At 36.5% G+C, this 17,112-nt stretch carries 17 protein-coding genes; 2 read left to right on the forward strand and 15 right to left on the reverse strand.

From position 1 onward, the window contains the following. Nucleotides 1-113: 113 nt before the first annotated feature. The gene (locus D1B32_RS13170; protein ID WP_095306941.1) at nucleotides 114-2,165 is read right to left on the reverse strand and encodes a sigma-54 interaction domain-containing protein; all 2,052 of its coding nucleotides are present in this window, start codon (nucleotides 2,163-2,165) and stop codon (nucleotides 114-116) included. 141 nt (nucleotides 2,166-2,306) lie between these two features. Here D1B32_RS13170 and D1B32_RS13175 point away from each other — a divergent pair, with 141 nt between their 5' ends. Both D1B32_RS13175 and D1B32_RS13180 read left to right on the forward strand, forming a co-directional pair. Next, nucleotides 2,307-2,549 (forward strand): DUF2627 family protein, encoded by a 243-nt coding sequence (locus D1B32_RS13175; protein WP_118889632.1) that lies wholly within the window; start codon nucleotides 2,307-2,309, stop codon nucleotides 2,547-2,549. Between the two features lie 109 nt (nucleotides 2,550-2,658). Then, entirely contained in the window at nucleotides 2,659-4,005 is a 1,347-nt protein-coding gene (locus tag D1B32_RS13180) for an aspartate kinase (protein WP_118889633.1), read from the forward strand. A gap of 132 nt (nucleotides 4,006-4,137) precedes the next feature. On the opposite strand, the gene spo0A is transcribed toward D1B32_RS13180, so the two are convergent. The 14 genes from spo0A to D1B32_RS13250 all read right to left on the reverse strand — a co-directional run bounded on the left by spo0A (nucleotide 4,138) and on the right by D1B32_RS13250 (nucleotide 17,101). Further along, nucleotides 4,138-4,917, reverse strand: a complete 780-nt coding sequence (gene spo0A, locus D1B32_RS13185) for a sporulation transcription factor Spo0A (RefSeq protein ID WP_095306945.1) — start codon at nucleotides 4,915-4,917, stop codon at nucleotides 4,138-4,140. Between the two features lie 239 nt (nucleotides 4,918-5,156). Continuing rightward, nucleotides 5,157-6,413: a SpoIVB peptidase gene (gene spoIVB / locus D1B32_RS13190; protein WP_118889634.1), complete on the reverse strand. Its 1,257-nt coding sequence runs from the start codon at nucleotides 6,411-6,413 to the stop codon at nucleotides 5,157-5,159. Nucleotides 6,414-6,631: 218 nt separating this feature from the next. Then, entirely contained in the window at nucleotides 6,632-8,332 is a 1,701-nt protein-coding gene (gene recN / locus D1B32_RS13195) for a DNA repair protein RecN (protein WP_118889635.1), read from the reverse strand. Nucleotides 8,333-8,399: 67 nt separating this feature from the next. Further along, a complete protein-coding gene (gene ahrC / locus D1B32_RS13200) occupies nucleotides 8,400-8,849 on the reverse strand; it encodes a transcriptional regulator AhrC/ArgR (protein ID WP_118889636.1) in 450 nt (149 codons plus the stop codon). A 93-nt stretch (nucleotides 8,850-8,942) separates the two neighbouring features. Continuing rightward, complete coding sequence (locus D1B32_RS13205) at nucleotides 8,943-9,764, reverse strand: TlyA family RNA methyltransferase (protein WP_118889637.1); 822 nt, start codon at nucleotides 9,762-9,764, stop codon at nucleotides 8,943-8,945. Nucleotides 9,765-9,900: 136 nt separating this feature from the next. After that, nucleotides 9,901-10,785: a polyprenyl synthetase family protein gene (locus D1B32_RS13210; protein WP_118889638.1), complete on the reverse strand. Its 885-nt coding sequence runs from the start codon at nucleotides 10,783-10,785 to the stop codon at nucleotides 9,901-9,903. Nucleotides 10,786-10,788: 3 nt separating this feature from the next. Next, entirely contained in the window at nucleotides 10,789-11,019 is a 231-nt protein-coding gene (locus D1B32_RS13215; protein WP_095306953.1) for an exodeoxyribonuclease VII small subunit, read from the reverse strand. Beyond that, nucleotides 11,009-12,364, reverse strand: coding sequence for an exodeoxyribonuclease VII large subunit (xseA, locus tag D1B32_RS13220; RefSeq protein WP_118889639.1), 1,356 nt, complete (start codon nucleotides 12,362-12,364; stop codon nucleotides 11,009-11,011). Before xseA ends, D1B32_RS13215 begins: the two co-directional genes overlap by 11 nt. Continuing rightward, nucleotides 12,354-13,214, reverse strand: a complete 861-nt coding sequence (gene folD / locus D1B32_RS13225) for a bifunctional methylenetetrahydrofolate dehydrogenase/methenyltetrahydrofolate cyclohydrolase FolD (protein WP_118889640.1) — start codon at nucleotides 13,212-13,214, stop codon at nucleotides 12,354-12,356. The genes xseA and folD overlap by 11 nt, the downstream gene beginning before the upstream one ends. Before the next feature lie 16 nt (nucleotides 13,215-13,230). After that, complete coding sequence (gene nusB / locus D1B32_RS13230; RefSeq protein WP_095306957.1) at nucleotides 13,231-13,611, reverse strand: transcription antitermination factor NusB; 381 nt, start codon at nucleotides 13,609-13,611, stop codon at nucleotides 13,231-13,233. A gap of 255 nt (nucleotides 13,612-13,866) precedes the next feature. Further along, the gene (locus D1B32_RS13235) at nucleotides 13,867-14,262 is read right to left on the reverse strand and encodes a lipid-modulating alkaline shock protein YqhY (RefSeq protein ID WP_095306958.1); all 396 of its coding nucleotides are present in this window, start codon (nucleotides 14,260-14,262) and stop codon (nucleotides 13,867-13,869) included. Between the two features lie 27 nt (nucleotides 14,263-14,289). After that, nucleotides 14,290-15,648 (reverse strand): acetyl-CoA carboxylase biotin carboxylase subunit, encoded by a 1,359-nt coding sequence (gene accC / locus D1B32_RS13240; RefSeq protein WP_095306959.1) that lies wholly within the window; start codon nucleotides 15,646-15,648, stop codon nucleotides 14,290-14,292. A 13-nt stretch (nucleotides 15,649-15,661) separates the two neighbouring features. Continuing rightward, nucleotides 15,662-16,147 carry an acetyl-CoA carboxylase biotin carboxyl carrier protein gene (gene accB, locus D1B32_RS13245; RefSeq protein ID WP_118889641.1) on the reverse strand — a complete coding sequence of 162 codons (486 nt, stop codon included), beginning with the start codon at nucleotides 16,145-16,147 and terminating at the stop codon, nucleotides 15,662-15,664. Nucleotides 16,148-16,534: 387 nt separating this feature from the next. After that, entirely contained in the window at nucleotides 16,535-17,101 is a 567-nt protein-coding gene (locus D1B32_RS13250; protein WP_095306961.1) for a SpoIIIAH-like family protein, read from the reverse strand. Between the last annotated feature and the right edge of the window lie 11 nt (nucleotides 17,102-17,112).

The raw sequence follows: 17,112 nt of genomic DNA on the forward strand, positions 1-17,112 counted from the left end.
GTAGTATTTAGCAAAAACCATGCCAACTATAAAGCTGTGCGGAAATGCCTTAAAACCCACAAATGTAAGCCTGCAACTTTTTTAACCATGCAAAATATTGCATGCTTAATAATTCATTCGAGATTATATTTCTTCATCTTATAATATAAATTTCGAATCGATACATTTAAAGCTTTGGCCGTTTTTGTTTTATTGAATTCATTTTGTTCATATGTTTTGGAAATATACGCTTTTTCAAATTGATTAATCGCATCCTGTAACGTACTTTCTCCTTTAATTCTCTCATCAATAGATGATTTCGCCGGTAGAGACAAAGCTTGTAACGTTGGGATGTACTTCTTGTCAATTACCTCTTCATTCATGTCCATAAATATCATGGCACGACCAATAACATTTTCTAGCTCGCGTACATTCCCAGGCCAATGATATTGCTTTAATTTATTTAATGCCTCTTTTGATATCGTTTGTACATTACGACCATAGTCTTGATTGATTTTCTGAATAATATGCTGTATAAGATCTGGCAAATCATTAAGTCTTTCCTTAACTGAAGGAATGAAGATAGGAAGCCGATTTAGTCTATAATATAAATCTTCTCGAAATGTATTATTCATAATTGCCTTTTCAAGATTGACATTTGTTGCAGTGATTACTCGTACATCAATCGAAACCGGTTTTGTTCCGCCGACTCGAACAATTTCATTTTCTTGTAATACACGCAAGAGCTTGGCCTGCATGGATAACGATAATTCCCCGATTTCATCAAGAAAGATACTTCCATGATTTGCTTCCTCAAAGAGGCCCTTTTTCCCACCTTGCATTGCACCTGTAAAAGCCCCCTCTACATAACCAAATAATTCACTTTCTAGTAATGACTCTGCAATAGCTGCACAATTTACTCGGATAAACTTATTGTGTTTCCGATCACTCTCATTATGAATCGCATGGGCAAATAATTCTTTACCAGTGCCTGAATCGCCCCTTAATAGGACTATTGCAGGGGTTTTCGCTCCGACCTTCGCTTGCTCAAGAGCTAGTTTCATTTCCGATGAACTCCCAATAATATCATCAAACGTATAACGAGCTTCTAAGTTTCGAATGATTTGCCTTGCATGCTTTAATTCCTTTGTTAATGCTTGAATTTCTGATACATCATGCAATACACCTACACTGCCTTTAATAACTCCATTCACGATAATCGGTGCGACATTAACGAGGACTTCCTTTTTACCTGGTCCTACCTTCATACGCACACCCCGTACAGCTCTACGTGTTTGAAGTACTTTCAAATGCATACTTTCTCCCTCAGAAATATCAACGGTTGCAGGCTTTCCAATTACATCTTTTTCCTTCAACCCTGTAATTCGTGTATATGCAGGGTTAATAATAAGACCATTTCCATTCTCGTCAACGACACTAATTGCTTCATCAGACGATTTGATAATTGCTTCCAACATCGTTTTGATCTCGTTCAAGTCCGTATTTTCCTCGGCTAGCTTCATGACTTCTGTAATATCTTTAAATACTGCAAAAGCACCAATTAGTTCTCCTATTTCATTTATAATGGGAATCCGTGTTGTTATAATCTTTTTCCCATTTGGTAGTGTTAGCTTTTGATTTACTTCTTTTCGTTGTGTTTGTAAAACGTGAGGAAGTCTCGAATCTGTAATAAGCTCTTTTATATGTGTTCCTATATACTGTTTTCTTGATTTACCAATTATTTTTTCCGCACTTTTATTGATAAACTGGATATTTTCATTCTTATTCATGACGATCATACCGTCATGAATATGGTTTAGTATGAGCTCTTGATTTTTTGATTGGTATTTCACCTTATCCATCAACGCTTCTTTTTCAAAAAGCAGCTCTGATATGATATAAGCAACAGATCCTGGGATTACAACAGTTCTCCGCGGTCTTTTTTCAATTATCTGTTCTAGGATTTGATCATCACCAGTTGCTTCAATAATAATATCAATATCATTATGTACCCATGGCTCCCAGTCCACACTTACCGGAATCTTTGCTCGACGTGCTAATTTTAACCCGTTTGCATCTTCGTTAATATCAACAACTGCAGCTATTTCCATCGACTCTGTAGCTTGAAGAATATTGAAGAGTGCACTTCCCCCTTTACCAGCCCCAACAATCAACACACGTTTCATGCCATCCCACCTTGCATTATTTTGCATACATTTATCATACGTCAGCCTGCATATTTTGGCAAATCTAGAATGATTTCTATTTTGCTTCGCTTTTGTTATACTATTATTTGAATGTAATATAGAATTTAAAGGGGAACATACATGGGTCGATTTTTAGCATTACTATTACTTTTTATACCGGGCATAATTGCAGCGATTGGAATTAAATTAATGCGCGATACAATTTTTGACGATTTCTATGCCTATTTCTTCTATCCTGGAATCCAATTCACAATTGGGCTTCTCCTCTTTATTTTGGGGCTGCTTTTTTTAGGAGGATTTATAATCTACCGAGATAGAAAAAGACAAAAGATTAAACAAAAAAGTGAAAATAAAGCGCTTTAGAAAAAAAGATGGAGAATTTCCGTCTTTTTTTTATATATTTACACGATTTTAAAGAATAAATATGGTATATTAGTAAGAAAATTAAGTTTCTGTTTAGGGGGATCCGATCATGAAAGTAGCAAAATTCGGCGGTAGCTCCGTTGCAAATGCCGAGCAATTACGTAAAGTTGGGAATATTATTAAAAGTGATCCCAAGCGAAAATTTATCGTCGTATCAGCACCAGGGAAAAGGTTTAAAAATGATACAAAAGTTACAGATTTGTTAATCCAACTTGGAAACGCCTATCATAATCAACAAAACTATGAGGTTTTTCTTGTAGCTATACTAGAGCGATTCCAAGAAATTATTAATGATTTAGAAATCGACCTATCTTTACTAAGCGAAATTGAAAATAACATAAAGGTGGCCCTAAGGGTAGAGGGTAAGCCTGAAAGTAAAATGGATGCGATTAAAGCAATTGGTGAAGACAGTTCCGCCAAAATACTAAGCGCCTATTTAAATCAAAATAATATTTCAGCACAATATATGAATCCAAAGGATGCTGGTATATTTGTTAGCGAAGAACCAGGAAATGCGCAAATTTTACCGGAGAGCTTCGAGCTCCTCTATAAACTACGAGAAAAAGATCATATCCTAGTTATACCTGGTTTCTTCGGCTATTCAAAAACCGGGAAATTAGTAACCTTCTCGAGAGGTGGATCAGATATTACCGGTTCCATCGTTGCCGCAGGAGTAAAAGCTGACATCTATGAAAATTTCACAGATGTTGATTCTGTCTATTCTGTTAATCCGAATATTGTCAATAATCCGAAGGAAATAACAACACTTACCTATAAAGAAATGCGTGAATTATCTTACGCTGGATTTTCTGTATTCCATGATGAGGCATTGATTCCTGCATTCCGTGAAAAAATTCCAGTATGTATTAAAAATACAAACAATCCAGATGCTCCTGGAACATTTATTATTGCTGAAAAAGAAGCCAGTGAAAAATGTGTCGTTGGTATTGCAAGTGATACAGGTTTCTGTAGTTTATATGTAAGTAAGTATTTAATGAACCGTGAAGTAGGTTTTGGACGTAGGTTGCTTAATATTTTTGAGGATGAAGGAATTTCCTTTGAGCATGCACCATCTGGAATCGATGACATGTCTGTTATATTTAGAGTAAATAATTTTACAAAAGATAAAGAGAAAATTGTTGTTGATCGTATTAAAGATGAATTAAAAGTAGATACAGTAAGTTTACATAGAGATTTAGCGGTAATCATGGTTGTTGGTGAGGGACTTGTAAATACTGTAGGAGTTGCCGGAAAAGCTGCTTCTGCATTCGCTAAAGCTAATGTGAATATTGAAATGATAAACCAAGGCTCATCCGAAGTGTCCATGATGTTCGGAATAAAAGATACTGATATAGACGCTGCAATCCGTTCACTCTATCAAACATTTTTTGAATAAAGTAAAGAAAGAATAATACCGCATAGACTGCAGTATTATTCTTTCTTTTTGTTATATTTGTTCATAATAGTCAAACACTACTGGTTTACAATAATTATATGTAGGAACCAGCTATTCATAATAACCAATCGTTTAGCTCACTTTATTCTCCAAACGTAAACGATCAGCTACCATTGCGATGAACTCCGAATTTGTGGGTTTGGCTTTAGATATATTAATAGTATAACCGAATAATGCCGAAATGGAATCGATATTGCCTCTGCTCCATGCGACTTCAATCGCATGGCGAATTGCCCGTTCAACACGTGATGCTGTCGTATTAAATTTCTTTGCGATATCAGGATATAATACTTTCGTGATTGAACCTAATAATTCTATATCATTATATACCATTGTAATTGCCTCTCTTAAGTACATGTAACCCTTAATATGGGCTGGCACACCAATTTCATGAATAATGTTTGTAATGTTAGCTTCCAGATCCTGTTTTTTTCGATCTTTCTTTGTCGGTTTATTTGTTGCAAGGCTTATTGGAGAATTTCCTTGAACTTGACGAATTTGATCTGCTAAATTATCCATATCAAAAGGCTTTAAAATAAAATAAGATGCTCCTAAATCAACTGCTTTTTTCATGACTTCTTCCTGTCCAAATGCTGTAAGCATAATAACATTTGGTCTATTTCCTAAATCCATTGTTCTTAATGTGTTTAGTACCGCTAATCCGTCGATATGTGGCATAATAATATCCAATATTAATACATCAGGTTCCAAACTCTCCATCATCGCGATACAATCTCTGCCATTATATGCAGTTCCAATAACTTCAATATCATCTTGTTCGTCAAAATAATCTTCCATCAACTGAATGAGCTCTCTGTTGTCATCAACTAAACACACTGAAATTTTATCCAAAGTAATGTTCCTCCTTATTTCTGTTATACTCTTTTACATATTCTACAAAAAGTTGAAATATCCTCTTTTTATTTGAAAAACTTTAATTTTTTTTGAATTAACTATATTTTTCTTCGATTTACTTCCATTTACGATAATTTTCGATTTTAAATGACATTTTATTCAGCACTTGTCGAAAAATATTAACTTTAGTATAATATAAAAAAGCTTGTAATGGAATCTTCCATCACAAGCTTTTTTTATGCTGCTTTTTCCTTTGATTGCGCTTCAATAATTCCTGCATCTTGTAACATCCATTCAATATGAACACCATATCCTGATGTTGGATCATTTACAAATACATGTGTTACAGCGCCAATTATTTTATCGTTTTGTATAATTGGGCTTCCACTCATACCTTGTACAATCCCACCAGTACTTTTCAATAGCTTAGGATCTGTAATTTGAATTACCATTCCTTTCGTTGCTGGAAACTTCTGAGGAACACTGCTTACAATTTCGATATCAAATTCCTCTATTTTTTCATCTTTCACAACGGTAAGAATTTTGGCTGGTCCTTCTTTAACTTCATTGGAAGAAGCTACTGGTAATGGTTTGTTATATTTTTCGTGTTTAATCATTTCATCCAATACCCCAAAAATACCGTACGGGGAATTTTTTGTAATTGTTCCGATTCGATCGTGTTCAGCTGAAAATCTAGCTTGTTTTTCTCCTGGAATCCCGTTATTACCTTTCTCAATGGAAGTAACGGATGAATTGACAATCGTCCCATTATCGATTTCAATCGGTTTTTTTGTGTCCATATCTGAAATAATGTGCCCTAGAGCGCCATATTTTTTCGATACTGGATCATAAAATGACATTGTTCCAATACCTGCAGCAGAGTCACGAATATACAAGCCAATTTTGTACGCATTATCCTGCTTATCTAAAACCGGCTGTAAAGAAGTATCTATCATTTCTTTACCGCGTTTAAGTGTTATTTCAAGGCTTTTTTCGCTTTTCCCAGCATTTTCTACATATGATTTTATGTCACTCATTTCTTTGATCGGCTCTCCGTTAATTTTCAATATGACATCTCCGACATTTATTTTTGCATCCTCACCTGGCGATTTTGTCTCGCTATTTCCTTTAACGAGATGATGACCAACAACGAGCACTCCACGAGTTTGGAGCTTCACTCCAATCGATTGTCCACCAGGGTATACCTTAATATCTTCTAGAGCGGAATTACTTACACGCTTCGTTGAAACTGCCGCCGCTTTTAACAACTCTGTACGAATTGGAGAACTAGACATAAGGGAGTTTTTTTCTGTTTTAGAAAGTCCGATTGCTTCTTGTTGACTAAATGCTTCAATTGCGTTCAGCTCTTCTGCATTCTTTTGACTTGGACCAAAGAAAGAAAAAACAGTTAAGACAATCAAAAGAATACTGCTTAGCCAAAACTTTGTTTGATGATTTTTCAATCGTGCCACTCTCCTCCTCCCAACCCACATCAAATCTTGGTTCGTAATCCTAATTTGAGCTGTAAGTGTGCTTTTTAAACTGGTGAAACATAAGAGAAATGTGTATCATTACCTATTACTAAAAAAGGAAATCGTGTATAAGTGTATTTTAAAAGGGGATTTTTAAAAATCGGCTTACTATTATTGCAAAAAAAGGCAAAACAAAAAACCGGTTTCTTTTATTTTCCGGTTTTTCAAGAATTTTATCCTTATAAATTTGATTTAAATGCATTTGCAAGTTCAAGCATTTCCTTTGCGTGATCTTTCGCAGTTTCTGTCAATTTTGTTCCCGTAATCATACGACTTAATTCTTCTATTTGTTCTAATTCAGATAGTTCTTTTACACTTGTTGCGGTTCGGTTATCTTTTTCGTTTTTCTCAATAAATTTATGGGTGTCTGCCATAGCGGCCACTTGTGGAAGGTGTGTAATACATAGCACCTGAGAATCATTTGAGATTTGATAAATCTTTTCAGCAATTGCCTGTGCAACTCTTCCGCTAACCCCGGTGTCAACTTCATCAAATATAACGCTTGTCACGCCTTGATGCTTGGAAAAAATATTCTTTAATGCAAGCATAATTCGCGAAAGCTCTCCACCAGAGGCTACCTTCGTTAAATCCTTTAGCGGTTCGCCACGATTGGTTGAAATAAGAAAACGTACATGATCGAATCCGTTTTTGTGGAGATGAGCCTTCGTATTACTTTCATCATCAAAAGCAATTGCAAAAGTAGCTTTTTCTAAATAAAGTCCTTTCATCTCAGCATGTATATCTTCTGTTAGACAATCTGCAGCACTATTTCTGAGTTCATGTAGGTGCTCAGCTTCAAGCATCGCGTCCTTTTCGGTTTCTTCAATCTGTTCGAGCAAAGCGTTTAGATGAGAATCCTTGTTCGTTATCTGCTCTATCTCTTCTTCTATCGTTGCCATATATTCAATAATATCATTTACCGTATTGCCGTATTTTCGTTTTAGCCTATTTATTTCATCTAATCTTGATTCAATTTCATTTAAACGTTCTGGATCAAATTGAAGTGTATCAATATGATTGCGCAGCTCATAGGTTAGCTCTTCCATTGCATAATAATGATTGGAAAACTCTTCTGATTTCGCTGCGATATAATCATCATACTTACTATTTTCCTGAAGGCTAAGCTGCGCCTGATTTAACCAATCCAATCCTCTTTGTTCTCCGTATAATGCATGATAGGCATCATGCAGGGCAGTGTGAATCCGCTCATAATTCGCGAGTGCTTTTCTCTCTTCTTCAAGCTGTGTATCCTCATCAGGACTAAGTTCTGCTTGTTCAAGCTCCTTCATTTGAAACTCTAATAAGTCTAAACGATGAGCTGTCTCTTGCTCATTATCATTTAGCTTTTTATATCTATTTTTTAAGCGAACCAACTTATCATAGTGCTCCAAGTATGCTTCTTTTGCTTTTGTTATTGATTGTGGTTCATACAAGTCTAAGAAATCCAAATGATTTTCTGCATCCATTAATGATTGTGTTTCATGCTGACTATGGATGTCGATTAGTGTCTTTCCAAATTCACGCAGTATTGCAAGTGTGACTAGCTTGCTATTTACACGACAAATACTTTTTCCAGATCCTGTAATAACTCGTTGTAATACTACTTGATTATCAGAAATTTCTATTCCATATTGGCTCCCAACATCATATATTGGATGGGTTTTATTTTCTATTGTAAATAAACCTTCTATTTCAGCTTTTTTGGCTCGATGCCTTACATATTCTACAGAACCACGTCCTCCTGCTAATAACTGTATAGCATCTATTATAATCGATTTTCCTGCACCAGTTTCTCCAGTCAATACGGTAAGACCTTCATTAAATGTTATGGAAATCTGTTCGATGATTGCAAAATCACGAATAGACAGCTCTGTAAGCATGGTTCATTGTCCCCCCAATATAAGAAGATATTCTCTCTTTATAAATCACTAAAAAAAGAGAACTCAATCAAAGCATATCAATAAATCGGTCCTTTATTTCTTCTGCCTGCTCTGGAGTTCTACAAATAATTAAGCACGTGTCATCCCCGCAAATCGTTCCCATTATCTCTTCCCAATCTAAATTGTCAATAAGCACACCGACAGCATGTGCATTTCCTGGCAATGTACGGAGTACAATAAAATGACTAGCATGCTCAATTTTTACAAAAGCATCTATTATTAGACGCTTCAGCTTTTCCAGTGGGTTAAATCGTTGATCAGCAGGTAAACTGTATTTGTACCGATTGCTTGCTGTTGGAACTTTGACAAGATGAAGTTCCTTAATGTCTCTTGATACCGTTGCTTGTGTGACATTGTAACCTGCGGCTTTTAATTGTACTACCAGTTCATCCTGTGTTTCTATTTCATTCTCCGTAATTAGTTCTCGAATTTTAATATGTCGTTGAACTTTACTCATCGTACAGCACCTCCTTTATAGGTCACTTGAGCTTCACTGAATAAATTTTTCAATTTATTGCTTCAATATTATCTAGAGACTTCGATCTTTTTATCAACTGTTAGGATACAGGATTTGATGTGCATTTTCCACTGTTTTATCAATTGAGATTGGTTCGTAATTCTCAACTTCCTTCTCTTTTTTCCAACCTAAATGGGCTAAGAATTCAATATTCCCCTCTCCTCCAGTAATTGGGGAGTAGGTCAAGTTAAGTAATTGATAACCTTCATTCTCAGCAAAGTCGATAATTTGTGTTAAAACATCTTGATGGACAAGTGGATCACGAACAATCCCCTTGTTTCCTACTTGTTCTTTCTTAGCTTCAAATTGTGGTTTTATTAATGCAATCACATCACTATTTTCTGCTAATAACCCACTAAGAACAGGAAAAATTAACTTTAATGAAATAAATGAAACATCAATCGATGCCAGGTTTGGTACACCCTTTTTCAACATATCTGCTGTTACATGACGAAAGTTTGTTCGCTCCATAACAACAACACGTTTATCACTTCTTAGCTTCCAGTCAAGCTGATTATAACCAACATCAATAGCATAGCTTAATCTAGCTCCCTGCTGCAGCGCACAATCAGTAAAGCCGCCTGTAGAAGAGCCAACATCGATAAAAATACGATCTTTTGCGTCAATAGAAAAATAGCTTAATGCTTTCTCTAACTTGAGCCCGCCACGACCAACATAAGGCAACGTTTTCCCTTTTATCGTTAAAGGGCTATGGGGATCAATCTTCATTCCTGGCTTGTCTAAACGATGCTGCTTTGAAAAAACTTGTCCAGCCATTATAACACGCTTAGCCTTGTCCAGGTTTTCGATTAGTTCCTTTTCGACTAACAATTCATCCAGTCTTTTTTTAGCCATTTTTAAAATCCTTTACTAGTAACAATTTTGTCTTCGTTTTTGAACAACCACTTTAAACATTACCCATTTTAACCATTAAAGTGCGCATTAAATAGAGGACGACGAAAATAAATTCGTAGCGCCCTTCTAGGTTGATTTAATGATCTCTATTACTGAAATAATCCGTTAAATCCATTAAAACTGAATTTGCTGCCCCAGCTTTTTGCAGTGCTTCTTTTGCTTTTTCAACATAAGCTTCTTTTTGTTTCATTGCACCTTTAATACCAAGTAATTTAGGATACGTACTTTTTTGATTATCTTCATCACTGCCGACCGGCTTTCCGAGTTTTTCTTCGTCACCTGTCACATCTAGAATATCATCTTGTACTTGAAAAATGAGCCCTAAATAATAAGCAAATGTTGTTAAATGTTCCAGCTGTTCCTCCGTTGCCTTACCTAACATAGCTCCAGACAGAATTGCTGATCGAACAAGTTCTCCAGTTTTCAATGCATGGATGCGTTCCATTTCTTCTATAGAAATTGGCCTGTTTTCTGCTTCCATATCAAGTATTTGTCCACCAACCATTCCTGTTGGACCACTGCATGAAGCTAGCATTTGAATTAAGCTAACCTTTTCTTCAGCAGTAAGAAGAGGATCGTTTGCGATAAGCTCGAAGCTAAACGTCAATAGTGCATCTCCAGCTAAAATCGCTGTTGCCTCATCGAACATTTTATGATTCGTTGGTTTACCTCGTCTGTAATCATCATCATCCATAGCTGGAAGGTCATCGTGCACTAATGAATACGTATGTATCATTTCCAAAGCAGTAGCTGCAGAAAGAACCTTCTTTATTTGTTGACCATATGCCTCGTAACTAGCAATCATAAGAATTGGTCGTAATCTTTTACCGCCAGCTTCCAAGGAATAAAGCATGGATTCCTTTAATCGCGAATGCATGTTTAAATTACGTAGATAGCGATCAAATTCATTTTCAATCATAGCTTTACACTTCGTTATATATTCTGAAAGGTTTGCATTCACTTGTTATTCTTCCTCCTGTAGATCGAATGGCTCCAATTCACCTTGTTCATTCATAATTTGTGTCATTTTTTCTTGAACATGCTTTAGTTTATCTCCGCATATTTTCGATAGATTCATTCCATCCTGATAATAATTAATCGCTTTTTCTAAAGGGACGTCCCCTTCCTCTAGCTTAGAAACAATTGCTTCAAGCTTATCCATCGCTTCTTCAAAAGATATATCTTCATTTTTCATCTGTAGATCCCTCCTCTATCATTAAAACTTTGCAATTTAACTGGCCATCGTGCAGGCGAACCGTTATGTTATCATTCTTATCTACCCGCGTAACTGATTTAATCATTTCTCCTTCAGTTGAATATGGTAAAGCAAATCCGCGTTTCATAATCTCTAGTGGATTAACTAAAGTCAATTTGTCTATAGCATTGGCTAATTTTATTTCATGCTGCTTCATTATTTGAGTCATATAATAATGTTGCTGCCTTAACGCTTTAATTAAATTTGACTGTGCCTGCTCTACTTGTTTATTAGGATGCTGTGCTTGAAGGCGTTTAATCAGATAGCTAAATGTTTGTTCATGCTCGTTATTTTTCTTTCGCATACTACGTTGTAATTGCTCCAGTTGATTATCCAATTCCTGTTCCTTTTGTTTAATCAGTTGTTCTGGATAACGAAATGCATAAGACTGTTGAATTCTTGCAAGATATTGCTTATGATTAATTATTTCTCGCTCCATGTTTCTAATTAAAAATTTCCGAAGCGTATGAATTCGATTTGCTAATTCGACTTGTGATGGGACTGCAAGCTCTGCCGCACCTGTGGGTGTTGGCGCGCGTAAGTCTGAAACAAAATCACTTATCGTTGTATCTGTTTCATGTCCTACAGCAGAAATAACTGGAACTCTCGATGCAAAAATTGCACGTGCAACGATTTCTTCATTGAAGCTCCATAACTCCTCAATCGAGCCGCCACCCCGCCCAACAATCAATGTGTCAAAATGTCCTCTTTCGTTTGCTGTCTCAATCGCATTTTTTATGGAAGTTGCTGCGCTTGGACCTTGAACAAGTACTGGAAGCACAGTAATTGCGCAACTTGGGTAACGTCGCTTAATTGTCGTAATAATGTCTCTTATAGCAGCGCCAGTTGGCGATGTAATAACACCTATATGTTCTGGAAAGGTCGGTATGCCTTTTTTATGAATCGGATCAAAAAGGCCTTCTTTATGTAGTTTTTCTTTCAGTTGTTCGAAAGCTAAATAAAGAGCCCCAATACCATCAGGTTCCATTTGCTCAATATAAAGCTGATATTGCCCGTAAGCCTCATATACACTGATATCCCCTTTAATCAGTACATTCATGCCATTTTCTGGTTGGAATTTCATGTTCCGATTATTCCCAGCGAACATCACGGCCTGTATTTTTGCTTGATCATCCTTAATGGTCATATACATATGACCACGGCTATGATGCTTAAAATTTGAAATTTCACCCCGAAGCCAAACATTTCGCAGATGTGGGTCCATATCTATTTTACGCTTCATATATTTTGTCAGTGCAGTGACTGTCAAATATTTATCCTTCAATTTTGGACAATCCTTTTGCAGCTTTAATTGTGTTTTTCAATAACATTGTGATGGTCATTGGACCAACACCTCTTGGAACTGGTGTAATATAGGATGCTTTCTCCTTTGCGCTTTCAAAATCGACATCCCCAGTTAAAGATCCATTTTCTAAGCGATTGATCCCCACATCAATTACGACAGCCCCATCTTTAATATATTCTGCAGTAATTGCATGGGCTTTTCCAATAGCAGCGATTAAAATGTCAGCATTTGCTGCGAGTTCTTGAAGGTTCTTTGTACGCGAATGGCAATAAGTAACAGTTGCATTTTCATTTAGCAACAGTTGTCCTACCGGTTTGCCTACAATGTTGCTTCGACCAATAACAACTGCATGCTTACCTTCAATTTTAATGTTCTTTGATTTTAACATCGTAATGATGCCATATGGTGTGCACGGAAGAAAAGTATCTTCCCCAGTCATCATTTTTCCAATGTTAATTGGATGAAACCCATCGACATCCTTATCAGGATGTATTGCTTCAATTACTTTCTCTTCTCTGATTTGGTCTGGAAGTGGAAGCTGTACAAGTATACCATGGACAGTCGTATCATCATTTAGTTCCTGAATCAATTGCAACAATGCTGATTCTGTAGTCGATGCAGGCAATTCAATTAAAGATGATGAAATGCCAGTTTCTGCAGCAGCTTTTTCTTTTCCTTTTACATACGATTTAGAAGCAGGATTGTCTCCTACTAGAACAACTGTTAAATGTGGTGTAAGTCCGAATTCCTTTAGCTTTTCTACCTCTACTTTCATCTCTTCTTTTAAAGCTGTAGATAATTCTCTTCCGTTGATAACTTCTGCTGACATGCTCCCCCGTCCTTTCTTAGCCTACTATTTTTGATAAAACCCCATTAATAAATTTACCTGATTTATCATCACCATATGTATTACCCAACTCTACCGCTTCGTTGATCGAAACGTTATTTGGTATATCTTCCATATAACGTAATTCATATGTAGCGATTCGCAAAATCGTTCGCTCTACAGAAGCAACACGATTTAAAGTCCAGTTCTGAAGATTTTCTGAAATAATCGAATCAATTACAGATTTTTGAGTAATAACACCTTCCACTAATGCTTTTAAAAAAACATCAGGTTCTTCGTTCTCTAAAAATTCATGGATCAACTGTTGTGGATCACTGTCATTTATATCTAATTGAAACAGCAGTTGAAATGCTTTTTCTCTAGCGGTATGTCGTTTCATCGTTTATAACTCCTTTTTATGCATCCGCAAATTATTATATCTCTTTCAAATAATAACATGATTGATTAGTCAATGCTAGAATCTATCGCTGGTTAGCGATGCTCCCCCGTATTTTTCGAGGGCAGCTCGTCGAAGCTTTCCTGCGCAGAAGATAAAGGAAATACATATAGACAGCCTTCAAAATTTATAGTTTCTTGAGGAATGAATAAAGCACAGACCTCGTAGCCTCGGCCTGTGCATGTTTTATGCTTTCATCTATTCTTGCGCTTCTGCGTCTTCTCTACCATTCATTTGAACACCGACTACATGAACATTAACCTCTTTTAACTCTAGTGCCGTCATGTTTGTCAGCGTCTGTCTTATATTTGTTTGAAGTTGCTGGGCAACTTGTGGAATAGAGACGCCAAAGTTTAATATAACGTACACATCAATGGAAACTCCGTCATCTAAAAGCTCCACTTTGATGCCTTTATTATGCGCTTTTTTGCCAAACCGTTCCACAACACCAGTAGCGAAATTACCACGCATTGCATAAACGCCGTCTACTTCAGTAGCAGCAATCCCAGCAATCACTTCTATAACCTCAGGAGCAATCTCTACTTTCCCTAAAGCAGTATTGTCACTTACATTTAACAATGGTTGTTCACTCATGTTATCACTCCTATAATCTGGTAATAATTACTTTTCGTTTTTAAGTATTGGATGTTCTTCCAGGAAATTCGTATTGAAATCCCCATTAATAAACACGTCATTACTCATAATCAAACGATGGAACGGAATTGTTGTATGCACACCTTCAATAACAAACTCATCCAACGCACGTTTCATGCGCTTTATTGCTTCTTCCCTCGTAGGAGCATACGTAATTAATTTAGCAATCATGGAATCATAATATGGAGGTATTTTATAACCTGAATAAGCTGCAGAATCAATTCGAACACCTAGACCACCCGGTGGTAAATACATGTCAATCTCACCAGCAGAAGGCATGAAGTTTTTAAATGGATTTTCTGCATTTATACGACATTCAATCGACCAGCCATCAAATTCAATGTCTGCTTGCTCAAAGGATAGCTTCTCCCCGTTGGCAATTCGAATTTGTTCTTTAATCAAATCTATACCTGTAACCATCTCTGTAACAGGATGCTCCACTTGGATACGAGTGTTCATTTCCATAAAGTAAAATTCTTGGCTTTTGCGATCAAAAATGAATTCAATTGTACCGGCTCCAAAATAATTAACAGCTTTAGCTGCGTTTACAGAAGCCTCTCCCATTTTCCTGCGTATTTCTGGAGTCAGCGCTGGAGATGGGGTCTCTTCAACAAGTTTCTGTAGTCTTCTTTGAATCGAACAATCTCTTTCACCTAAGTGAACCGTATTGCCATACGTGTCGGCTAAAACCTGAATTTCCACATGGCGGAAATCTTCGATGAATTTCTCAATATATACGCCAGGATTGCCAAATGCAGTTTCTGCTTCTTTCTGGGTTACTTGGATTCCTTTAACAAGTTCTTCTTCTGTACGTGCAACCCGGATCCCCTTACCACCGCCACCTGCAGTAGCTTTAATAATAACCGGATATCCAATCTCCGCAGCAACTTCTTTTGCTTCTGCTTCATTTTCAACAATTCCGTCCGAACCAGGAACGATTGGCACATCAGCACGCTTCATCGTTTCTCTTGCAACATCTTTTATTCCCATTTTCTGAATTGCTTCCGGTGATGGGCCAACAAAGATAATGTTACATTCCCTGCAGATTTCAGCAAAATCAGCATTCTCAGCTAAAAATCCATAGCCAGGGTGGATCGCATCTACATTCGTCATGGTTGCGACACTAATAATATTCGTGAAGTTCAAATAGCTGTCTTTACTTAGTTTTGGTCCTACACAATAAGCCTCATCTGCTAATTGAACGTGTAATGATTCTTTATCTGCTTCAGAGTATATCGCAACCGTTTCAATATCGAGTTCTTTACAAGCTCGGATAATGCGAACTGCAATCTCTCCTCTGTTAGCAATTAAAACCTTCTTAATCAATTGCGACATCTCCTTACTTCTTCACTCTGAATAATGGCTGACCGTACTCAACTAGCTCACCATTTTCAACAAGTACTTCTACGATTTCACCCGAGATTTCCGCCTCAATCTCATTAAATAATTTCATTGCTTCTACAATACATACGACTGTATTTGTTTCTACAGAACTTCCTCTTGTAACAAATGGATCGTTTTCTGGGGAAGAAGCAGCATAAAATGTTCCAACCATTGGTGATACAATTTCATGATCATAATTTACCGCGTTTGCTGAAGCTGGTTGTTCTTCAGAATTAGCCGGTTGCTCATTTACTACTGCTGCTTGAGGTTTTTCTTGTGCAGGTTTAGCCTGTTGTACGCTAGCCTCTGAAACAATCGCTACGTTTTCGTTACCTGCCTTCTTCAGTGATACACTTGCACCTTCTACTTCATAAGTAAATTCCGTAATGGAAGATTGATCGATTAGTTTAATAATCTCACGTAATTCTTGTACTTTTAACATGTCTCGCACTCCTCTTATTTTCAAGATCGTTTACTCATTATTTGTACAATATCAAGTATTTAATATTAGGTACTAATAATTCCTCCTAACATTTTACGATAAAACATTGTAAAACATCAAGCTTTGGTTAAATTTAAGTACAATTTAAAAGCTACTACACTTTTAATTATAGCAGTATTGCTGGAGCAATGCGAATTGAAAGAAGTGTTAATAGCCGTGCTTTTGTTCTATTGTTGGATTTGTTGGAGACAAATACAGTGCTGATTATTTCCCGCTAAAAAATTCTAAAATCAAAATAAAGAAATCCAGACCCTAGGTTACGTCTGGATTTATAAGTTATGAAAGCATAATTGAATTGGTCTTTTATTATGAATTGCTAATTATTTTCTATTTACCTGTTGGTTGAAAGTTTACTTCCGTTTTTACATCCTCTCCAAATTCATCACGTACCATTTGCATGATGTTTACAACTTCTGTATTTGTTAACTCTTCGACTTTAACATGTACATGCACTTTTTCTGCTTCGGAGCGAACAAGTACATCTTCATAGCCAGTTGCACCAACAATTTGTTCTTCAAGAATCGCTTCTTTTGCATCTAGATTTTCTAATACATCGATTTCATTGAGTGCTTGTTCTTTTTCTTCTGCATTAGCGCTAGCGGATGCAACTACATCTGTAAGTCGACTTATTTTCTTGCTGCGGTCGTCTTGTACTTCCATACGAATTGTTGCAAATAATTCATCTTGGCCAAGGTTTGTAATGTCGTCAACTTCTGCATTTTCTGCATCTTCTGTATCTCCTGTTCCAGCTGTCGTAGAAGCTTTCTCGCTAGCTGGTTGTCCGTCCTCTATATATGCTAAATCATCACCATTTGGGGAAAGCATATAATAGACACTAAGCACAATCATTAAACTTAACATAGTCAATAGCCATACCGTTTGTTTTTTTAACATACTATCTTCCT

The organism is Oceanobacillus profundus (genome assembly GCF_003515705.1).
Taxonomy (GTDB): Bacteria; Bacillota; Bacilli; order Bacillales; family Amphibacillaceae; genus Oceanobacillus; species Oceanobacillus profundus.